Below are 15,875 nucleotides of genomic sequence, written 5' to 3' on the forward strand. Positions count from 1 at the left end.
TTATGCTCCACGAAGCGAAGTTGCGATGGGATAAGCGGTCAGGAAACGTGCGCGCAGGATCAGCGTCCAGACGACAACCGCAAGGAATTGGTGGAAAATGGCAATCTGCCAAGGTGCGCCATACACAACGGTCAGAATCCCGACCACGACTTGCAGCGACAGGGCCGCAAAGGCCGCGTTGAAGGCAAAACGTGTCTGCGGATGGGCGCTTGAACTACCGCGCCGCCAGACCACAACACCAAAGGCAAACAGCAAATAGCCGGCACAACGGTGGATAAACTGCACCAGACCAGGGCTTTCGAAAAAGTTACGCCACATCGGTTCCAGCATCGTCGCATCGGGTGGCAGGATTTGCCCCCCGATCAACGGCCAATCGGTGTAAGACCGTCCGGCGTCGATCCCGGCAACGAGCGCGCCAATGAGTATTTGTAAAAAGGCGAAATGCATCAGACCGGTGGACAGAGAGAAGAGTTTGGCCTCTTTCGCGCGGCGGGCCTGCATCAGGTCGCGTTCTTCGCGACCCAGCTCAAAGATATACCATGCCAGAAAACCAAGAATGACAAAGGCCAGACCCAGATGCGTGGCCAGACGATAGCTGGCCACAGCCGTCATCCCTTCGCCCTGCGTCACGCCCGAGGCGACCATCCACCAACCGACGGCACCCTGCACACCACCCAGAGCTCCGGGGATCAGCAGTTTGCCGGTCCATCCAGTTGGAATTTTCCGTGCGATCAGAAAGCCGAGGAAGCCGATAACCCAAACCAGACCGATCACACGGCCCAATTGGCGATGACCCCATTCCCACCAATAGATGGTTTTAAAATCTGCCAGCTCCATCCACTGGTTCTGAATGCGCCACTGGTCGATTTCTTTGTATTTGTCGAATTCAGACTGCCAAGTGGCCTCGGACATCGGAGGGATGGCGCCGGTGATTGGACGCCATTCGGTGATCGACAGACCGCTGTCCGTCAGACGGGTCAGGCCACCCACGGCGATCATCACAACAACCAAGGCAAACAGGATCATCAGCCAGGTCCGAATGGCCCCACGCGCACCGCCGCGCCCTTTGTCGATCATGCCAGGCTGAACCGCCCGCTGTTTTTCTGTATCTGAGACGTCTTCGAAGATGCTGCGCTTACTGCTCATGCCGTTCTCATGTGCCTTGGATTTTGTCGCAAGCTAGGGCCATGGAGCACCAAGGTCCAGCCTCAGCCCCTGTCCTTCCAGCGGACCATCTGCCGCATCACGCCGTGCAGCATCTGTACATCGGCTCGAGTCATCCGCATCCGTGACCACAGATTGCGCAGGTTGACCTTCATGCCTTCGGCTTTTTCGGGGGGATAGAAGAACCCGGCCTCGTTCAAACGATCCTCGTAATGCTCGAGCAGTTTTTCAACCTCGATCCCGGTGGCCCAGTCGCCCTTGCCCAGATCAGTGGCCTCGTGCACCACATCGCCGGACTGCCGCATCCATTCATAGGCGGTCAGCAACACACATTGCCCCAGGTTCAGCGAGGCATATTCTGGATTCACAGGAACCGAGATGATGGCGTTGGCCTTGGCGATATCCTCGTTTTCCAACCCGGCCCGTTCGGGGCCAAACAAGACCGCCACTTTCTCGCCCGCCGAAACTTTTTCAGCGGCGATTTGCATGGCGCGTTCCGGGCTGAAAACCGGTTTGGTCAACCCCCGCTGGCGGGCAGTTGTAGCGAAAACATAAGTGCGATCGCCCAGTGCCCCAGACAGATCATCAAACAGCTGCGCTTCGTCCAATAGACGGCCCGCACCGCTGGACATGGCCACCGCCTTGGGGTTCGGCCATCCATCCCGCGGGGCCACGATGCGCATCCGATCCAGACCAAAGTTCCACATCGCCCGCGCCGCGGCGCCGATGTTTTCGCCCATTTGTGGGCGTACAAGCACGAATGCTGGCTGGGATCTGTCGCTGGGCATCGTTCACTCCAAAAGTTCCGCCTGCTCTAATCCCGTCAACACCACAGGGCAAGCCATCCTGACCGCCAAATCCCGCGGCCGCAGGCATAAAAGTTTGCTTCCCCGTCGCAATCCGCTAAACCGCGCCAAAGACTGACAGCCAAGGACGCGCCAATGGACACCCCCGAGCAGCCGCAGATTTACCTGATTACACCGCCAACCGTTGCGCTCAGCACGTTTCCGGACCAGTTGGCGCGCGTTCTGGATGGCGCTGACATCGCCTGCATCCGGTTGGCTTTGGCGGGCAACGACGAAGACACCATTTCCCGTTCTGCCGACGCCTGTCGTGAGGTCGCCCATGCGCGCGACGTGGCATTGGTGATCTCGAACCATGTCTTACTGGCGCAAAAGCTTGGCCTGGATGGGGTGCATTTGGACGATGCGGCGCGATCTGTCCGCGCTGCCCGTAAGGAATTGGGTCCAGATGCCATCGTTGGCAGCTTTTGTGGCACCTCCAGCCATGACGGCATGACGGCAGGAGAAGCCGGTGTGGATCATGTGGCTTTTGGTCCGGTGGGAAAGTCTTCGCTGGGTGATGGTACGCTGGCCGAAAAGGACCTGTTTCAGTGGTGGTCCGAGATGATCGAAGTTCCGGTTGTGGCCGAGGGCGGGTTGACCCCCGAATTGATCCGCGATCTTAGCCCGTGCACCGATTTCTTTGGCATCGGGGATGAGATCTGGTCCAGCGATGATCCCTCGGGGGCTTTGAACACCTTGCTGGCAAACATGCCCTAGCCAAACAGCCAGGGTTCGACTGTCAAAAACACGCCAGCACCTGCAATTACCATCGAGGCCAGGATCGAAACCCGGCCCTGGAGCCTGTGCAATCCACCGGTGATCACCACAGACGCCGCAAAGGCGGCAAAGGCAACAGCGCACAGCGCCAAAACGATCCCGCCCGCAAACCCCAATATCGCCGGGGGTAGATGGTTGGGTGGCACGCCAATCTCGGTCAGGGCAAAGGTCCACGCCAGACCCTGAAGCAATCCGGCCGCAAAAACGGCAAACACACGCAGGATCTGCAGCCGCCGAGAGATCAGGTTCCATACCGCCAGACCAACGATTGCAAATGCCAATGATTGCGATGCAGCTGTCGAAGGAATACTCACGGCGTCGAAAGCTCCGGCACTCAATCCAAGCAAGATACCCAGTGAGAAGAACAGCAGTTGCATCAAAAACGGGCGCAAGTTCAGCGACAGAAACACCAGCGTAAGCACAAGCAAAATCGGTTTGGGGCCGCTGGTTAGAACCTGAGAGAGACCCTTCGGAAGGAATGTCTGCAGGGTTTGTTCGGTGGTCAGGGCCGCGCCACCCTGAAGTGGAATCATTGGTGTCATTTGGCCGCCTGTCAGGTACCCGGTATACGGCGCCGAGACACGCTGCTGCTTGATAACCGCTGACCCGCTACCATCAGGCCAAGTCAGTCGAAAACCGGATGCGCCGTCTGGCAGAGGCGCCGTCAGCAACAGCTTTGAAGTCCGCACCGTTTGGGGATCCCCTACAACCGGGATACTCACGCCTTCGTAAGACAAAACAACCGGGCCTGCGATATCAACCTGCAAGGTCTGCATCCACGGTTTGGCAAAGGCTTTCACCTTTGGCTCCAATTCGGACGACACCAATTGGCGCAAATCCTTGTAGTGACGGTTGTCGTCAAAACCGGTCGCGCTTTGCGGATCAACTCCGGCCAGAAACGCTTCGGCATTCAGGCTGATATCCAGAAACAAGGTGTCTGACTTGGTCCAGAACTCGACAATAGTCGGTGCCGGAGATTGCGCGAAAACAAAACTTGGAGCCAGGGTCAGCGCCGCCATACAACTAAACGACAGAACTTTTAGACGGCAGAGGATGGCAGGTATCAAACCATCTCTCATAAGAAACGCTCCGGGCTACAAATCAAATCATCAAACATTTAGCCCGAGTGTCTTTCCGAAACAAAGTGATCGCAAGCCCAAAGCGCCGCGCAGGCGGGTCTCCACCGGGATTCTCGAAGGGCGGCGACGTTCGCACTTGCACGGGCATCAGGGCTGCGGCATGACAGCATGATGACTCAGAACAGCGAAATCCTGTGTATCGGCTCGGTCCTGTGGGACGTAATCGGCCGATCTGCCAGCGCCATGCGGCAAGGATCAGACGTACCTGGGCGGATTACCCGCCTGCCCGGCGGCGTGGCCATGAACATCGCCATGACATTGGTCCGGTTTGGCATGACCCCGACATTGTTGACCGCCATTGGCCGGGACCCGGAAGGCGACGAGTTAGTTCGTTCGTGCGCTCGACTTGGCATGGTCACGAACCAAATCTATCGATCCCAAGACCTTCCTACCGACCGCTATATGGCCGTCGAAGGCGCCAATGGTCTGATCGCCGCAATTGCCGACGCGCATTCATTGGAAGCTGCTGGCGCCAAGATCCTGCGTCCATTGATGCACGGGCCCTTGGGGTACGAGAACACGCCTTTCCAGGGCCCAATCGCACTGGACGGCAACCTGACACTGGACTTGCTGGAAGAGATTGCGCAAAGCCCGGCCTTTGCCCGCGCCGATCTGCGTGTTGCGCCTGCTTCACCCGGCAAGGCCGAGCGTCTGCAACCGTTCCTCAAACACGCCCGCGCCACGCTCTACGTGAACCTGGAAGAGGCCGGCCTGTTGTGTCAGCGCGAATTCGAGGATTCCGAAAGTGCTGCCAAAGGTTTGCTGGACCGTGGCGCGCTGCGTGTGCTGGTCACTGACGGCGGCTGTTCAGCCTCTGTGGGAACCGCCGCGGGCGTTCTGACACAAACCCCGCCATCCGTCCTTGTCACGCGTGTGACAGGTGCTGGCGATACTTTCATGGCAGCCCACATCGCTGCCGAAGCCAGTGGCGCAGACAACGACACGGCTCTCAAACGCGCTCTGCATGCAGCCGCAACTTATGTTTCTGGAGAAACCCCACTGTGATCGACATTCAATACTCCGCCGAGGTCCGCAACGCCAAAGAGGCAGGCCAGCCCATCGTCGCGCTTGAAAGCACCATCATAACCCATGGCATGCCCTACCCGCAGAACATCGAAGTCGCGGCACAGGTTGAACAGGACATCCGTGATGCAGGTGCTGTTCCGGCCACAATGGCGGTGATCGAAGGCAAACTGCATGTGGGGCTTGAGGCAGACGAACTGAAGGCCCTTGGACAGGCGCAAGGCGTGGCAAAAATTTCGCGCGCGGATATGGCGGCCTGCATGTCTACAGGTGGCACCGGCGCAACCACGGTGGCGGCGACTATGATTGCCGCCAACTATGCAGGCATCGAGGTATTTGCCACTGGCGGCATCGGTGGGGTGCATCAGGGCGCGGAGACGTCATTTGATATTTCCGCTGACCTGCACGAATTGGGACAAACCCCGGTCACGGTGGTGGCTGCTGGCGCCAAAGCCATCCTTGACCTTGCCAAAACGCTAGAGGTTCTGGAGACATTGGGCGTGCCAGTTATTGCCCATGGTCAAGACGCGTTTCCCGCCTTTTGGTCCGCTAAATCACCGTATAGCGCCCCGTTACGCATGGACAATGCAGAAGACATTGCACGGGCGCATGCCACCCGTCGCGCCCTTGGGCTGCCCGGCGGGCAGTTGGTGGCCAACCCGATCCCGGTCGCAGATCAAATTCCGGCCGAGGAATTAGCCCCGATCATTGCATCCGCTCAGGCTGATGCGGACGCACACAGGATTACCGGAAAGGCCGTCACGCCCTACCTGTTGCAGCGAATCTACGAGAAAACCGAAGGCCGTTCATTGACCGCTAACATCGCTTTGGTGCGCAACAATGCCCGGCTGGCGGCCGCTATCGCCAAGGCTTTGACGAAGGGCGTGTAAGTCTGACCTATTGCACTAAGGCTGCGGATTGCCTACCTAAATCTGCAAACCACTCGGAACCGCAATGAACACACCTTTCGACGAAGAACCCCAACGCCGCCCTGGCCTATTCTCACGGTTCCGTGCGTCTTTTCTAACGGGCATCGTCGTCATTGCGCCGGTGTGGCTGACGATCTGGCTGATCTGGTCTGTCGTCGGCTGGATCGACAGCGCTGTGTTGCCGCTGATCCCACACCAGTTCCGACCCGAGCAATATGTCGGCATCAACCTGCGCGGCGTTGGCGTCGTTTTCTTTCTGATCTTCACAGTGCTTGTTGGTTGGGTGGCCAAGGGCATTCTGGGGCGGTCACTGATTCATTTTGGTGAACGTGTTGTAAATCGGATGCCGGTGGTTCGATCCATCTATTCAGGCATCAAACAGATCTCGGAAACGGTATTTGCCCAAACCGAGCGGTCATTCGAGAAGGCCTGCCTTATTCAGTACCCACGGCGCGGGATTTGGGCGATTGGGTTTGTCTCGACAACAGCCAAAGGTGAAGTTAGTCAGAAGACGGAAACCGGTGGCGATTTGCTGAGTGTCTTTGTGCCGACAACACCCAACCCAACATCAGGATTCCTGCTCTTCTTTCCTGCCGAAGACGTGATTTTGCTGGATATGTCGATCGAAGACGCCGCCAAATTGGTGATTTCGGCTGGGCTGGTCTATCCCAACGGCGCGGATCCGACGCAACCGCCGGAAGAATCACCCGAACATCGCGGGTAAATCCACCGTGCTGGTCTGACCAAGATCGTCCTTGTGGCGAGACAGAAACCCATCTGCAGCCTCGCGCCCGGCTTTTTTCAACTTGTGCAGGATCACCGGATTTGGAACTGTTTTCGTCGCCACGGACAAGCTGTTCATCAGCTCGTTGTCAGCGATCATGTGAACCAGAACACGGCTCATCTCACCCGGTTTCAGCTTGCCATCCTCGAGCAGTCGCTGAACAAAGTTGATCGCCCGCAATTCGCGAAACAGTGAAGAGTTAAAGCTGATCTCATTGATCCTGTTCTGGATCTGCTGCGGGGTAACCGGTATCTCGTCCCGCTCAAGCGGGTTGATGTTGACGATCACCACATCTTCGGGAAACGCTTTGTTGAACAACGGGTACAGCGCCGGATTGCCAGTATACCCGCCGTCCCAATAGGCCTCGGCCCGGTCGGTTGCGGGATCATAAATCTCAACGGCTTTGAACAGGCTGGGCAAACAGGCTGAGGCCAGAATGGCATCCGTTGAAATCTCGTCCCCGGTGAATATCCGGATCTTGCCGCTGCGCACGCATGTGGCACATACAAACAGGCTTGGCCCCTGATCCGCGCAAACTTCGTTGAAGTTGAACCGATCCACTACCGATTCCAAAGGATTGCTGTAAAACGGGCCGTAGGCGTAGGGCGACACCATGCGCGACAACGCATCCCCAATGGAATACGGCACTGAATATTCCATTGCTTGTGCAATTTGCGCAGGCTCTATTCCGCGGAACCAATTGGCCATGCGCATGTCGCCAATCGCGCCCATGCGCTTCCACAGCCCATCTAGTTGCTCGCGGGCGCCGTCACGGCCCGCATGCACCATACCGGCCTTAAACGCCGCGCCGTTCAGCGCCCCGGCAGAGGTTCCGGTGATGGCCGCAACCTCGATGTCTTCTTCGTCCAGAAGGCGATCCAGGACACCCCAAGTGAACGCCCCATGTGCTCCGCCGCCCTGCAATGCCAGATTGATCTTTTTCAATTGCGGCCTCCGTCACTCATTACCGAGAGCAGCTTCCAGAGCTTTATCAAACTCATCTCGTGAAATCTCTATCGAGTATCCACCATCCCATTCCTCTTCGAACTCATCTGGAGGCTCGGGATCAATCGACAACGATCCTATAAGATTATCCTCGCCAACACTTAAGACCTCAGGGCCGGAGCTTCTCTTCGGTGAGGCAGACGGATAGTGATTAATGGCTTCTAACATCGCACCTTCATGAGAAATCCTGAAGTACTGCAAATATGGTGTAGTAACTGCATTCTCATCAACCAACTTGAAGTAGCGAAATCCAGTTTTTCTCATCCAGTTGTTTTCCCTTTCATGAAAACCCCAACGCCCAAACAAACCCTAAAGCGCCGTCCAGCCACCATCCACAGAAATGGTAGTACCCGTGATCTGCGCCGCCGCATCTGAGCACAGGAAAATGGCTGTCCCACCGAGTTGCTCAACGGTCGCAAACTCTTTTGAAGGCTGACGCTCGAGCATGACGTTCTTGATCACGTCTTCGCGGCTCATGTCGTATTCTTTCATCGTGTCCGGAATCTGGGCCTCGACCAAAGGCGTCAGAACATAGCCGGGGCAGATTGCGTTGCATGTGATCGGTTCCCGAGCGGTTTCCAGCGCCACGGATTTGGTCATCCCGACCACCCCGTGTTTGGCCGCCACATAAGCTGACTTAAACGGGGACGCTGTCAGCCCGTGCGCCGAGGCAATATTCACAATCCGGCCCCAACCTGCGCTGCGCATCATCGGCAATGCAGCAGCAGTCGTGTGAAAGGTCGAACTCATGTTGATCGCAATAATCGCGTCCCATTTGTCGACCGGGAACTGATCAATCGGCGAGACATGCTGAATACCCGCATTGTTCACCAGAATATCGCAAGCTCCGGCCGTCTCAATCAGGGCCCGGCATTCGTCGCCCTTGGACATGTCGGCTTTGATGTAACGCGTATTGGTGCTGGTTTCCGCCGCGATCTCGGCGGCCAGCGCATGGTCTTCATCGCGATCCGTGAACGAGTTCAGGACAACATCCGCCCCGGCCTTGGCCAGTTCGCGCGCGACGCCAAGCCCGATCCCCGAATTCGATCCGGTCACGATTGCAGTTTTGCCCGACAGGGTCATGAGCGTTCTCCCACAGCATTTGACTATGCGCACAATGCCATGCTGCACCTGCAAAGAAAACGGGGAAACATCCGGGATCAACGCCGCGACTGCAAAATCCTTAGCGCCAAAAAAAACGCCCGCACGAAGCGGGCGTTAAGTTATTGAGGCAGGTTTCATACAGGCAAGAAACCTATCGAGCAGTGCGACCTTTATAAGCAATTCTGCGCCTTCGTCCAAGCTAAAAGTTTGATAATAAGAAAAATCATCGGTACGGTTAATCCCAACAAAATAAGGCCAGAGCAGGATTGTTTCCAAAATGAGCCCGGATTTTCTACGCCCTCTTCGCCCCGTCGCAGCGGGAATCGCCTGCATTTTCGCGTCGTCTTTCGCCCTTGCAGATTCGTCTCATGGCATAGCTATGTATGGTGACCCGGCCCTACCACCGGATTTTGTGTCCCTGCCTTACGCGAATCCAGATGCGCCCAAAGGTGGAAAGGTAGTTTTCGGAAACACCGGCGGCTTTAACAGTTTGAACCCGTTTTTGCAAAAAGGCACCTCGCCGTGGCAATTGCGATTTTGGACCCATGAAAGCCTGATGGGCCGATCCTGGGACGAACCTTTCACTCTTTACGGTCTGTTAGCCGAATCAGTTGAGACGGCGCCAGACCGATCCTGGGTTGAATTCACCCTCCGGGAAGAGGCCCGGTTCTCCGACGGCAGCCCAGTCACGGTCGACGATGTCATCTGGTCTTATGAAACCTTGGGCACCGAAGGTCACCTGCGATATCGCGGGTTGTGGGGCAAGATCGACAGCATCGAACAAACCGGCCCGCATTCGGTTCGTATCACGTTCAACGAACCTGATCGGGAACTTGCGCTGATCGCAGGTCTGCGCCCAATACTGCAAAAGGCGCAATGGGACGGAAAAGACTTCGCTGACGGTCAGTTGCAAGACGTGCCGGTCGGCAGCGGCCCCTATGTTGTCGATGGCTACGAGGCCGGTCGCTATGTGAACCTACGCAGGAACCCCGACTATTGGGGGGCCGATATTCCATTCCGGCGCGGCACCATGAATCTGGATGAAATGCGGATCGAATTCTATGGCGACGCAACCGTTCTGTTCGAAGCGTTCAAAGCCGGTGAACTGTCCGCAGTACGCGAATTCAACGCAGATAAATGGGACAACCAATACGGATTTCCGGCCATTCAACGCGGGGATGTGATCAAGACGGAAATTCCCCATGGCAAACCATCGGGTATGACCGGGTTTGTCATGAACACCCGCGAAGCACCGTTTGATGACTGGCGTGTGCGCGAAGCCCTGACTCTGGCCTTCAATTTTGAGTTCATCAACGACACGATTACCGGCAGCGCGCAGCCGCGCATCACATCTTACTTTTCCGGCTCGGACTTGGCCATGCAACCCGGTCCCGCAACCGGCAGGGTCGAAGAATTGTTGCAGCCTTTCGCGGATGATCTGCTGCCAGGCACGTTGGAAGGCTACGGCCCACCTACGGGGGACGGATCGGCGCGAAACCGGACCAATATACGCAAAGCCACAAAGCTGTTGGCCGAGGCTGGTTGGACCATACAGGACGGTGTTCTACGCAACCAGAACGGTGAAGCATTCAAGATGACAGTGTTGCTGCAACAAGGCGACACCGATATGGCGACTGCGGTCGAAATCTATGCCCGCGCACTTGAACGCTTGGGCATTCAGGTTCTGACGGAACAGGTCGACAACGCGCAATACACCGGCCGCACCGCCGAGCTGGACTTTGATATCACGCCATTCCGACGCGCAATGTCCCTGTCACCAGGAAACGAGCAGCGCCTGTATTGGGGTAGCGAGAATGCGGACGCCCCAGGAACACGCAACCTGATGGGCGTCGCATCACCGGCCGTGGACGGAATGATTGATGCCATGCTCGCCTCGGAGTCACGAGAGGACTTCGTGGCCGCCACACGGGCGTTGGACCGCGTTCTGACAGCGGGCCGCTACGTGATCCCAATCTGGAGCTTTGATATCGGGCGCATCGCCCATGTCAGCACTTTGAAATTCCCGGACACGCTGCCGATATACGGCGACGGACCGCAATACATGCCCGAAGTGTGGTGGTACGAGGAGTAGTGCGGCCACCCCCGGCCCCCAACCAGATTGTTTAAGCAAGGCTTACGAACTCGGGTGACGCTCGCAAGGTAATGTGCCGATTCATTGAACTCGAGGATGAAAACCGGGCAGTTTTGTCGTTAATAGGCTTTTGATCAGTCAACCGAGTTGCCATCGGTTATTTTTCGGCAAAATCTGGCACATCATTCGACGACACGAGATGTGGAAAAGCACCTCACGAGACCACTGCATAAAGCTATCGAGACTGCATCTAGTGTGTTGGAAAGAAACACACACATGCGCAATGCAAAGCGCTTCAAGCTATTGCAGCGCGCGAAGAACATGGCTTCAATCACGGTCTAAATATCTATATGTTTCTGACACATAAGCCTGATCCATCCAAGCCGTCCGGAACAGAATAAATCTAGCGATCACCCGTCGGACATAAAGTTCACTCGTCCTAAACGCGACGCGCCGCAGTTCGAAGGTTCCAAACATGAACCTCTCGTGCCCTGCGACATTTTGTCATGTCTCACGTGACGTAAACCCGTTCGTACCCTGTAGTCGGGGAGAGCAGTTCTGAACCCGAACAACTGAAAGCTCGCGATGCTGAACTGGACAGATATCACAAAAGACTGGGGCGCGACCTATGAGCGCGCGAAACGCCGTTTTCCGAACCTGCGCGACCAGGACATGATGCGTGTTTGCAAGGATCGTAAACGGTTCGAAGCCTATCTTGCCGAACGCCACCATCTGACGGTCAACGAGGCCCACGAAGAGGTCGAGGATTTTCTGTTTACTGAACGCCTGAACCGGGAACTTCTGGTGCACGCATCTTAGGACAGTGATGTCACCCAAAGGATGGTCGCATCCTCATCGCTGACCGAAATCACGTTATGCCCCATACTGCCATCGTAGTAGGCACTGTCCCCGCGGCGCATTTCTACCGGTTCATAGAATTCTGTGTACAGGCGAACAACGCCGGTCAACACATACATGAACTCTTCGCCGTCATGGCGTACCCAGCCTTCGAATTCGTCCATTGATCGTGAACGAACTCGGGCCCGATATGGCAGCATCTGCTTTTTTGTCAGAGTTTCAGCCAGCAATTCATGCTCGTATGTCGCAGTGGCATGGGCAGCGCCTTCGCCCATTCGGGTAACGGCCATACGCCCGATCACCTGATCCCGCTGAGGCGGCGTGAAAAGCTGCGGCACCGAAATCTCGAGCCCGATCGCCAGCTTTTTGAGCGCATCATAAGTAGGCGACATTTGCCCATTCTCGATCTTGCTGAGCGTTGACCGCGCAAGCCCTGCTTGACTGGCCGCCTGTTCCAACGTCCATTTCCGCGCTTTGCGCAGCTCTCGCACTCTTGCGCCAAGGTCCAGCGGTTCGAGTTCCGAATGATCGCCTGCGTCACGGGCAATACGGATAAGGGATTTGGGATCTTGGGTACTCATATGCCTTTCTATAGGGCCAGCCAACCGTGCTTGCAACGCGCCATGCACCGCGATAGCCAGTCGTCATGTTGTCGATCTTCGATCAAGGACCGCCGCCGCCCTGCCCTTCGCCCTTTAATCTGGCCGCACATGTCTTGCGACGGGCAGACCGGAGCGCAGCCAAGACCGCGTTGTCGGTACTTGGTACGGACGGCGCCATCGACTGGACGTATCGCGAACTACAAACAGCCATTCTGGGAACCGGAACAGGCTTGCTGCGGACCGGACTGAAACCCGGAGACATCGTTCTGATGCGCTTAGGGAATACGGTAGACTTTCCAATCGCCTATCTGGGCGCTATCGCCGTTGGCATTGTGCCCGTGCCAACTTCATCGCAACTGACGGAACCCGAGACCGCGCACATGATCGAAGATCTGTCACCTGCGGCTGTTCTGCGAGACCCTACAGTCGCCTGCGCGTCGCACCCCTGGCAAATCGACCTGACCGAGCTGACCGCCATGCGAGGTCTGCCTCCTGCTGACTATGCCATGGGTGATCCTGAGCGGTTGGCCTACGTGGTCTACACCTCTGGAACTTCTGGAAAGCCGCGCGCCGTGGCCCATGCGCACCGTGCCATCTGGGGGCGACAGATGATGGTGGACGGTTGGTACAGCCTGCGGGAAGACGACCGGCTGTGCCACGCGGGTGCGTTCAATTGGACCTATACGCTGGGCACCGGTTTAATGGATCCGTGGACCATCGGTGCAACGGCTCTGATCCCTGAACCAGGCACCGACATCTTTGCACTGCCCGCCTTGCTGCGCCAGCACCGCGCTACAATTTTTGCCGCAGCGCCCGGCGTCTATCGCAAGTTGCTCTCACACTCAGAGGAGATTGATCTACCAGACCTGCGCCACGGCCTCTGCGCGGGTGAAAAACTGTCTCGTCATTTGCACGAACACTGGCAACAGGCCACAGGAACCGAGCTTTACGAAGCCTATGGCATGTCCGAGTGTTCGACCTTCATCTCGTCCAGTCCAGCACATCCGGCCCGCGGTGAGGCGCTGGGGCAACCGCAACCGGGACGCCGCATCGCCATTCTTGGGCCGGACGGGCCCATGCCACAAGGTCAGGAAGGAACAATCGCCATCCATAGGTCCGATCCGGGGCTGATGTTGACCTATCTCAACGCCCCTGACGAGGCGCAGGCCCGGATGCTGGGCGACTGGTTCCTGACCGGCGATCAGGGTGCAATGGCCGTCGACGGGCAGATCACCTATCTGGGTCGCGATGACGACATGATGAATGCGGGTGGCTACCGCGTCTCACCGGTTGAGGTTGAATCCGTCTTGTCCCGCTTTCCCGGTATCACGCAGGTTGGCGCGGCAGCGGTTGAGGTCAAAGAGAACACATTTGTGATAGCCGCCTTCTACACCGGGCCCAAAAAGCTGGACGAAGACGCGTTACGCACCTATGTGGAGGCCAATCTGGCCCGGTACAAACAGCCGCGCGCCTTTGTTCATCTGACCGAATTGCCCAGTGGTGGCAACGGCAAGCTCCTGCGCCGCGCCCTGCCGGCCTATTTCAAGGCGTCTACCGAATGACCCAGACCGTCAAGCTCGACATCCTATCCGATCCGATCTGCCCATGGTGCTATATCGGCAAAACCCATCTGGACAAAGCGCTAGCCGCCGTTCCGGATCATCCCTTTGTTATCGAATGGCACCCATTTCAGCTGAACCCGGACATGCCGGATGCGGGCATGGATCGCCGTGAATATCTGGAACGCAAGTTCGGCGGCAAGGAAGGTGCGGTACGCGCCTATGCGCCCGTGGTTGAACACGCCGAAAACGCCGGTTTGAAGATCGATTTTGAAGGTATGAAACGCACGCCCAATACGCTGGACGCGCACCGACTGATCCATTGGGCTGGTATTGAAGGCAAGCAAAACGACGTCGTTGATGGGTTGTTCGATGCCTATTTCGTTCAGGCCCGCGACATTGGCGACCCCGAGGTGCTGGCAGATGTCGCTGACGGTGCCGGAATGGATGCAGCCGTGGTCATGAAACTGCTTAAATCAGACGCCGACCGCCAAGACATGAGCCAGCGCGATACCCATTCACGGGAAATGGGCGTCAGCTCGGTCCCGACGTTCATCGTGGCCAATCAGCACGCCGTACCGGGCGCCCAACCGCCTGAAATGTGGGCGAAAGTGATCGAGGAGATCATGTCTCAACTTGAGGCTCCCCCTGCAGAATAGCACATAGGTCTGTGCAAATTTCCGGTCTGGCGCAACCCGATCCGCCGTGATAGCGCGAACGGGTTAGGAGACCTTCATGGCCAACCGCATGTCCAAGGCGGAGTTCATTGCATTGATCGCAATGATGTTCGCCACCATTGCATTTTCGATTGATTCAATGCTGCCCGCCCTGCCCGAAATCGGCGCGCAGCTAAGCCCGGATGACATCAACCGGGCGCAACTGATCCTAACCTCATTTGTGTTGGGCATGGGGATTGGTACGTTCTTTACTGGCCCTTTGTCCGATGCAATCGGGCGTAAGCCGGTTATATACGGCGGCGCGGCGCTTTATGTCGCGGCTTCTGCCGTTGCCTGGGCGAGTTCATCGTTGGAATTGGTATTGATCGCACGCGTGGTTCAGGGGCTGGGCGCCGCCGGTCCGCGCGTGGTGGCGATGGCGATCATTCGAGACTTGTATTCGGGCCGGGAAATGGCGCGGATCATTTCGATTGCGATGATGATCTTCACGTTGGTGCCTGCAGCCGCTCCGATGCTGGGCGCAGGTGTGATCGCTTTGTTCGGTTGGCGGGGGATTTTTGTATCGTTCATTCTGTTTGCACTGGTCATCATCTCTTGGATGGGTGTTCGCCTGCCGGAGTCGTTGGCTCGCGAGAACCGTCGTCCGATCCGGCTGCCGCTGATGATCTCTGCCACGAAAGAGATGTTTTCTCATCCGACCGTCCGCCTTTCGATTATGGTTCAGACCCTATGTATGGGGGTGTTGTTCACCATGCTGACGATGGTTCAGCCGGTTTATGACGTAATCCATGACCGCGCCGATAGCTTTCCGTTCTGGTTTGGTTTCGTGGCGCTGATGTCTGGGTCAGCCAGCTTGCTCAACGCAGCCCTTGTTGTGCGCGTTGGCATGCGCCGGATGGTGACATGGGCGCTGGGGGGACAAATCCTGATTACCGCCTCAGTTACGGCCCTGAGCGCTACGCAGCTTTCGCCTGACGCCTCATTTGCGCTGTTTGTCTTCTGGCAGACCATGGTATTTTTTATGGCCGGCGTAACACTGGGCAATCTAAATGCCATCGCGATGGAGCCGATGGGCCATATCGCAGGCATGGCCGCTTCGGTCATCGGATCGATTTCAACTGTTTTGGCCGCTGCCATCGCAGCCCCTATCGGCTTGTTGTTCGACGGGTCTTTGACACCACTGACGATGGGCATCCTGACTATGTGCATCATAGCTTTTGGGCTAATGGTCCATATGGGACGGATTGAAGACAGGTTGCCTGCCTGAATTGTGCTGCGCGACTGAATCGCGCTACTCTCATCTCCAAGCCGAGGGGG

Annotated in this window: 16 protein-coding genes; 9 read left to right on the plus strand and 7 right to left on the minus strand. The window is 57.0% G+C overall.

Features of this window, described 5'->3' with window-relative positions; genetic code table 11:
- Window positions 1–1,146 (minus strand): heme A synthase, encoded by a 1,146-nt coding sequence (gene ctaA, locus ACR0BU_RS07105; protein WP_480735684.1) that lies wholly within the window; start codon window positions 1,144–1,146, stop codon window positions 1–3.
- Window positions 1,147–1,208: 62 nt separating this feature from the next.
- Complete coding sequence (locus tag ACR0BU_RS07110; RefSeq protein WP_480735686.1) at window positions 1,209–1,952, minus strand: RNA methyltransferase; 744 nt, start codon at window positions 1,950–1,952, stop codon at window positions 1,209–1,211.
- 153 nt (window positions 1,953–2,105) lie between these two features.
- Here ACR0BU_RS07110 and ACR0BU_RS07115 point away from each other — a divergent pair, with 153 nt between their 5' ends.
- Window positions 2,106–2,726 carry a thiamine phosphate synthase gene (locus ACR0BU_RS07115; RefSeq protein ID WP_480735688.1) on the plus strand — a complete coding sequence of 207 codons (621 nt, stop codon included), beginning with the start codon at window positions 2,106–2,108 and terminating at the stop codon, window positions 2,724–2,726.
- Here the strand turns inward: ACR0BU_RS07115 and ACR0BU_RS07120 are convergent.
- A complete protein-coding gene (locus ACR0BU_RS07120; protein ID WP_480735689.1) occupies window positions 2,723–3,865 on the minus strand; it encodes a HupE/UreJ family protein in 1,143 nt (380 codons plus the stop codon). The genes ACR0BU_RS07115 and ACR0BU_RS07120 overlap by 4 nt on opposite strands.
- A 171-nt stretch (window positions 3,866–4,036) precedes the next feature.
- Here ACR0BU_RS07120 and ACR0BU_RS07125 point away from each other — a divergent pair, with 171 nt between their 5' ends.
- The 3 genes from ACR0BU_RS07125 to ACR0BU_RS07135 all read left to right on the plus strand — a co-directional run bounded on the left by ACR0BU_RS07125 (window position 4,037) and on the right by ACR0BU_RS07135 (window position 6,601).
- Window positions 4,037–4,930 carry a PfkB family carbohydrate kinase gene (locus tag ACR0BU_RS07125; protein ID WP_480735690.1) on the plus strand — a complete coding sequence of 298 codons (894 nt, stop codon included), beginning with the start codon at window positions 4,037–4,039 and terminating at the stop codon, window positions 4,928–4,930.
- Window positions 4,927–5,838 (plus strand): pseudouridine-5'-phosphate glycosidase, encoded by a 912-nt coding sequence (locus ACR0BU_RS07130; protein ID WP_480735692.1) that lies wholly within the window; start codon window positions 4,927–4,929, stop codon window positions 5,836–5,838. The genes ACR0BU_RS07125 and ACR0BU_RS07130 overlap by 4 nt, the downstream gene beginning before the upstream one ends.
- Window positions 5,839–5,902: 64 nt before the next feature.
- Window positions 5,903–6,601: a DUF502 domain-containing protein gene (locus tag ACR0BU_RS07135; protein WP_299075652.1), complete on the plus strand. Its 699-nt coding sequence runs from the start codon at window positions 5,903–5,905 to the stop codon at window positions 6,599–6,601.
- Here the strand turns inward: ACR0BU_RS07135 and ACR0BU_RS07140 are convergent.
- Genes ACR0BU_RS07140 through ACR0BU_RS07150 form a run of 3 tightly spaced genes read right to left on the minus strand, consistent with a single transcriptional unit; the run spans window position 6,581 to window position 8,749 of the window.
- Entirely contained in the window at window positions 6,581–7,606 is a 1,026-nt protein-coding gene (locus tag ACR0BU_RS07140; RefSeq protein ID WP_480735694.1) for a patatin-like phospholipase family protein, read from the minus strand. The genes ACR0BU_RS07135 and ACR0BU_RS07140 overlap by 21 nt on opposite strands.
- Window positions 7,607–7,618: 12 nt before the next feature.
- Window positions 7,619–7,930, minus strand: a complete 312-nt coding sequence (locus tag ACR0BU_RS07145) for a hypothetical protein (RefSeq protein WP_299075657.1) — start codon at window positions 7,928–7,930, stop codon at window positions 7,619–7,621.
- A 45-nt stretch (window positions 7,931–7,975) separates the two neighbouring features.
- Window positions 7,976–8,749: a 3-hydroxybutyrate dehydrogenase gene (locus ACR0BU_RS07150; protein WP_299075660.1), complete on the minus strand. Its 774-nt coding sequence runs from the start codon at window positions 8,747–8,749 to the stop codon at window positions 7,976–7,978.
- A 298-nt stretch (window positions 8,750–9,047) separates the two neighbouring features.
- Between ACR0BU_RS07150 and ACR0BU_RS07155 the strand changes: the two genes are divergently transcribed.
- Entirely contained in the window at window positions 9,048–10,862 is a 1,815-nt protein-coding gene (locus ACR0BU_RS07155; protein ID WP_480735695.1) for an extracellular solute-binding protein, read from the plus strand.
- 585 nt (window positions 10,863–11,447) lie between these two features.
- Window positions 11,448–11,681 carry a hypothetical protein gene (locus ACR0BU_RS07160; protein WP_298934882.1) on the plus strand — a complete coding sequence of 78 codons (234 nt, stop codon included), beginning with the start codon at window positions 11,448–11,450 and terminating at the stop codon, window positions 11,679–11,681.
- On the opposite strand, the gene ACR0BU_RS07165 is transcribed toward ACR0BU_RS07160, so the two are convergent.
- Entirely contained in the window at window positions 11,678–12,301 is a 624-nt protein-coding gene (locus ACR0BU_RS07165) for a helix-turn-helix domain-containing protein (RefSeq protein ID WP_298934880.1), read from the minus strand. The genes ACR0BU_RS07160 and ACR0BU_RS07165 overlap by 4 nt on opposite strands.
- A gap of 65 nt (window positions 12,302–12,366) precedes the next feature.
- Here ACR0BU_RS07165 and ACR0BU_RS07170 point away from each other — a divergent pair, with 65 nt between their 5' ends.
- The 3 genes from ACR0BU_RS07170 to ACR0BU_RS07180 all read left to right on the plus strand — a co-directional run bounded on the left by ACR0BU_RS07170 (window position 12,367) and on the right by ACR0BU_RS07180 (window position 15,825).
- Window positions 12,367–13,884, plus strand: a complete 1,518-nt coding sequence (locus ACR0BU_RS07170) for a class I adenylate-forming enzyme family protein (protein WP_299892658.1) — start codon at window positions 12,367–12,369, stop codon at window positions 13,882–13,884.
- Window positions 13,881–14,540 (plus strand): DsbA family oxidoreductase, encoded by a 660-nt coding sequence (locus ACR0BU_RS07175; protein ID WP_480735698.1) that lies wholly within the window; start codon window positions 13,881–13,883, stop codon window positions 14,538–14,540. Before ACR0BU_RS07170 ends, ACR0BU_RS07175 begins: the two co-directional genes overlap by 4 nt.
- 76 nt (window positions 14,541–14,616) lie before the next feature.
- On the plus strand, window positions 14,617–15,825 hold the full coding sequence (locus tag ACR0BU_RS07180) for a multidrug effflux MFS transporter (RefSeq protein ID WP_480735700.1): 1,209 nt from the start codon (window positions 14,617–14,619) through the stop codon (window positions 15,823–15,825).
- Window positions 15,826–15,875: the final 50 nt, after the last annotated feature.

The organism is Ruegeria sp. CK2, from assembly GCF_056536585.1.

Bases quoted from the DNA above. Each gene is read 5' to 3' on its own strand.
- ctaA (WP_480735684.1), bottom strand. From the start codon at position 1,146: ATGAGCAGTAAGCGCAGCATCTTCGAAGACGTCTCAGATACAGAAAAA.
- ACR0BU_RS07110 (WP_480735686.1), bottom strand. From the start codon at position 1,952: ATGCCCAGCGACAGATCCCAGCCAGCATTCGTGCTTGTACGCCCACAA.
- ACR0BU_RS07115 (WP_480735688.1), top strand. From the start codon at position 2,106: ATGGACACCCCCGAGCAGCCGCAGATTTACCTGATTACACCGCCAACC.
- ACR0BU_RS07120 (WP_480735689.1), bottom strand. From the start codon at position 3,865: ATGAGAGATGGTTTGATACCTGCCATCCTCTGCCGTCTAAAAGTTCTG.
- ACR0BU_RS07125 (WP_480735690.1), top strand. From the start codon at position 4,037: ATGACTCAGAACAGCGAAATCCTGTGTATCGGCTCGGTCCTGTGGGAC.
- ACR0BU_RS07135 (WP_299075652.1), top strand. From the start codon at position 5,903: ATGAACACACCTTTCGACGAAGAACCCCAACGCCGCCCTGGCCTATTC.
- ACR0BU_RS07145 (WP_299075657.1), bottom strand. From the start codon at position 7,930: ATGAGAAAAACTGGATTTCGCTACTTCAAGTTGGTTGATGAGAATGCA.
- ACR0BU_RS07150 (WP_299075660.1), bottom strand. From the start codon at position 8,749: ATGACCCTGTCGGGCAAAACTGCAATCGTGACCGGATCGAATTCGGGG.
- ACR0BU_RS07155 (WP_480735695.1), top strand. From the start codon at position 9,048: ATGAGCCCGGATTTTCTACGCCCTCTTCGCCCCGTCGCAGCGGGAATC.
- ACR0BU_RS07160 (WP_298934882.1), top strand. From the start codon at position 11,448: ATGCTGAACTGGACAGATATCACAAAAGACTGGGGCGCGACCTATGAG.
- ACR0BU_RS07165 (WP_298934880.1), bottom strand. From the start codon at position 12,301: ATGAGTACCCAAGATCCCAAATCCCTTATCCGTATTGCCCGTGACGCA.
- ACR0BU_RS07170 (WP_299892658.1), top strand. From the start codon at position 12,367: ATGTTGTCGATCTTCGATCAAGGACCGCCGCCGCCCTGCCCTTCGCCC.
- ACR0BU_RS07175 (WP_480735698.1), top strand. From the start codon at position 13,881: ATGACCCAGACCGTCAAGCTCGACATCCTATCCGATCCGATCTGCCCA.
- ACR0BU_RS07180 (WP_480735700.1), top strand. From the start codon at position 14,617: ATGGCCAACCGCATGTCCAAGGCGGAGTTCATTGCATTGATCGCAATG.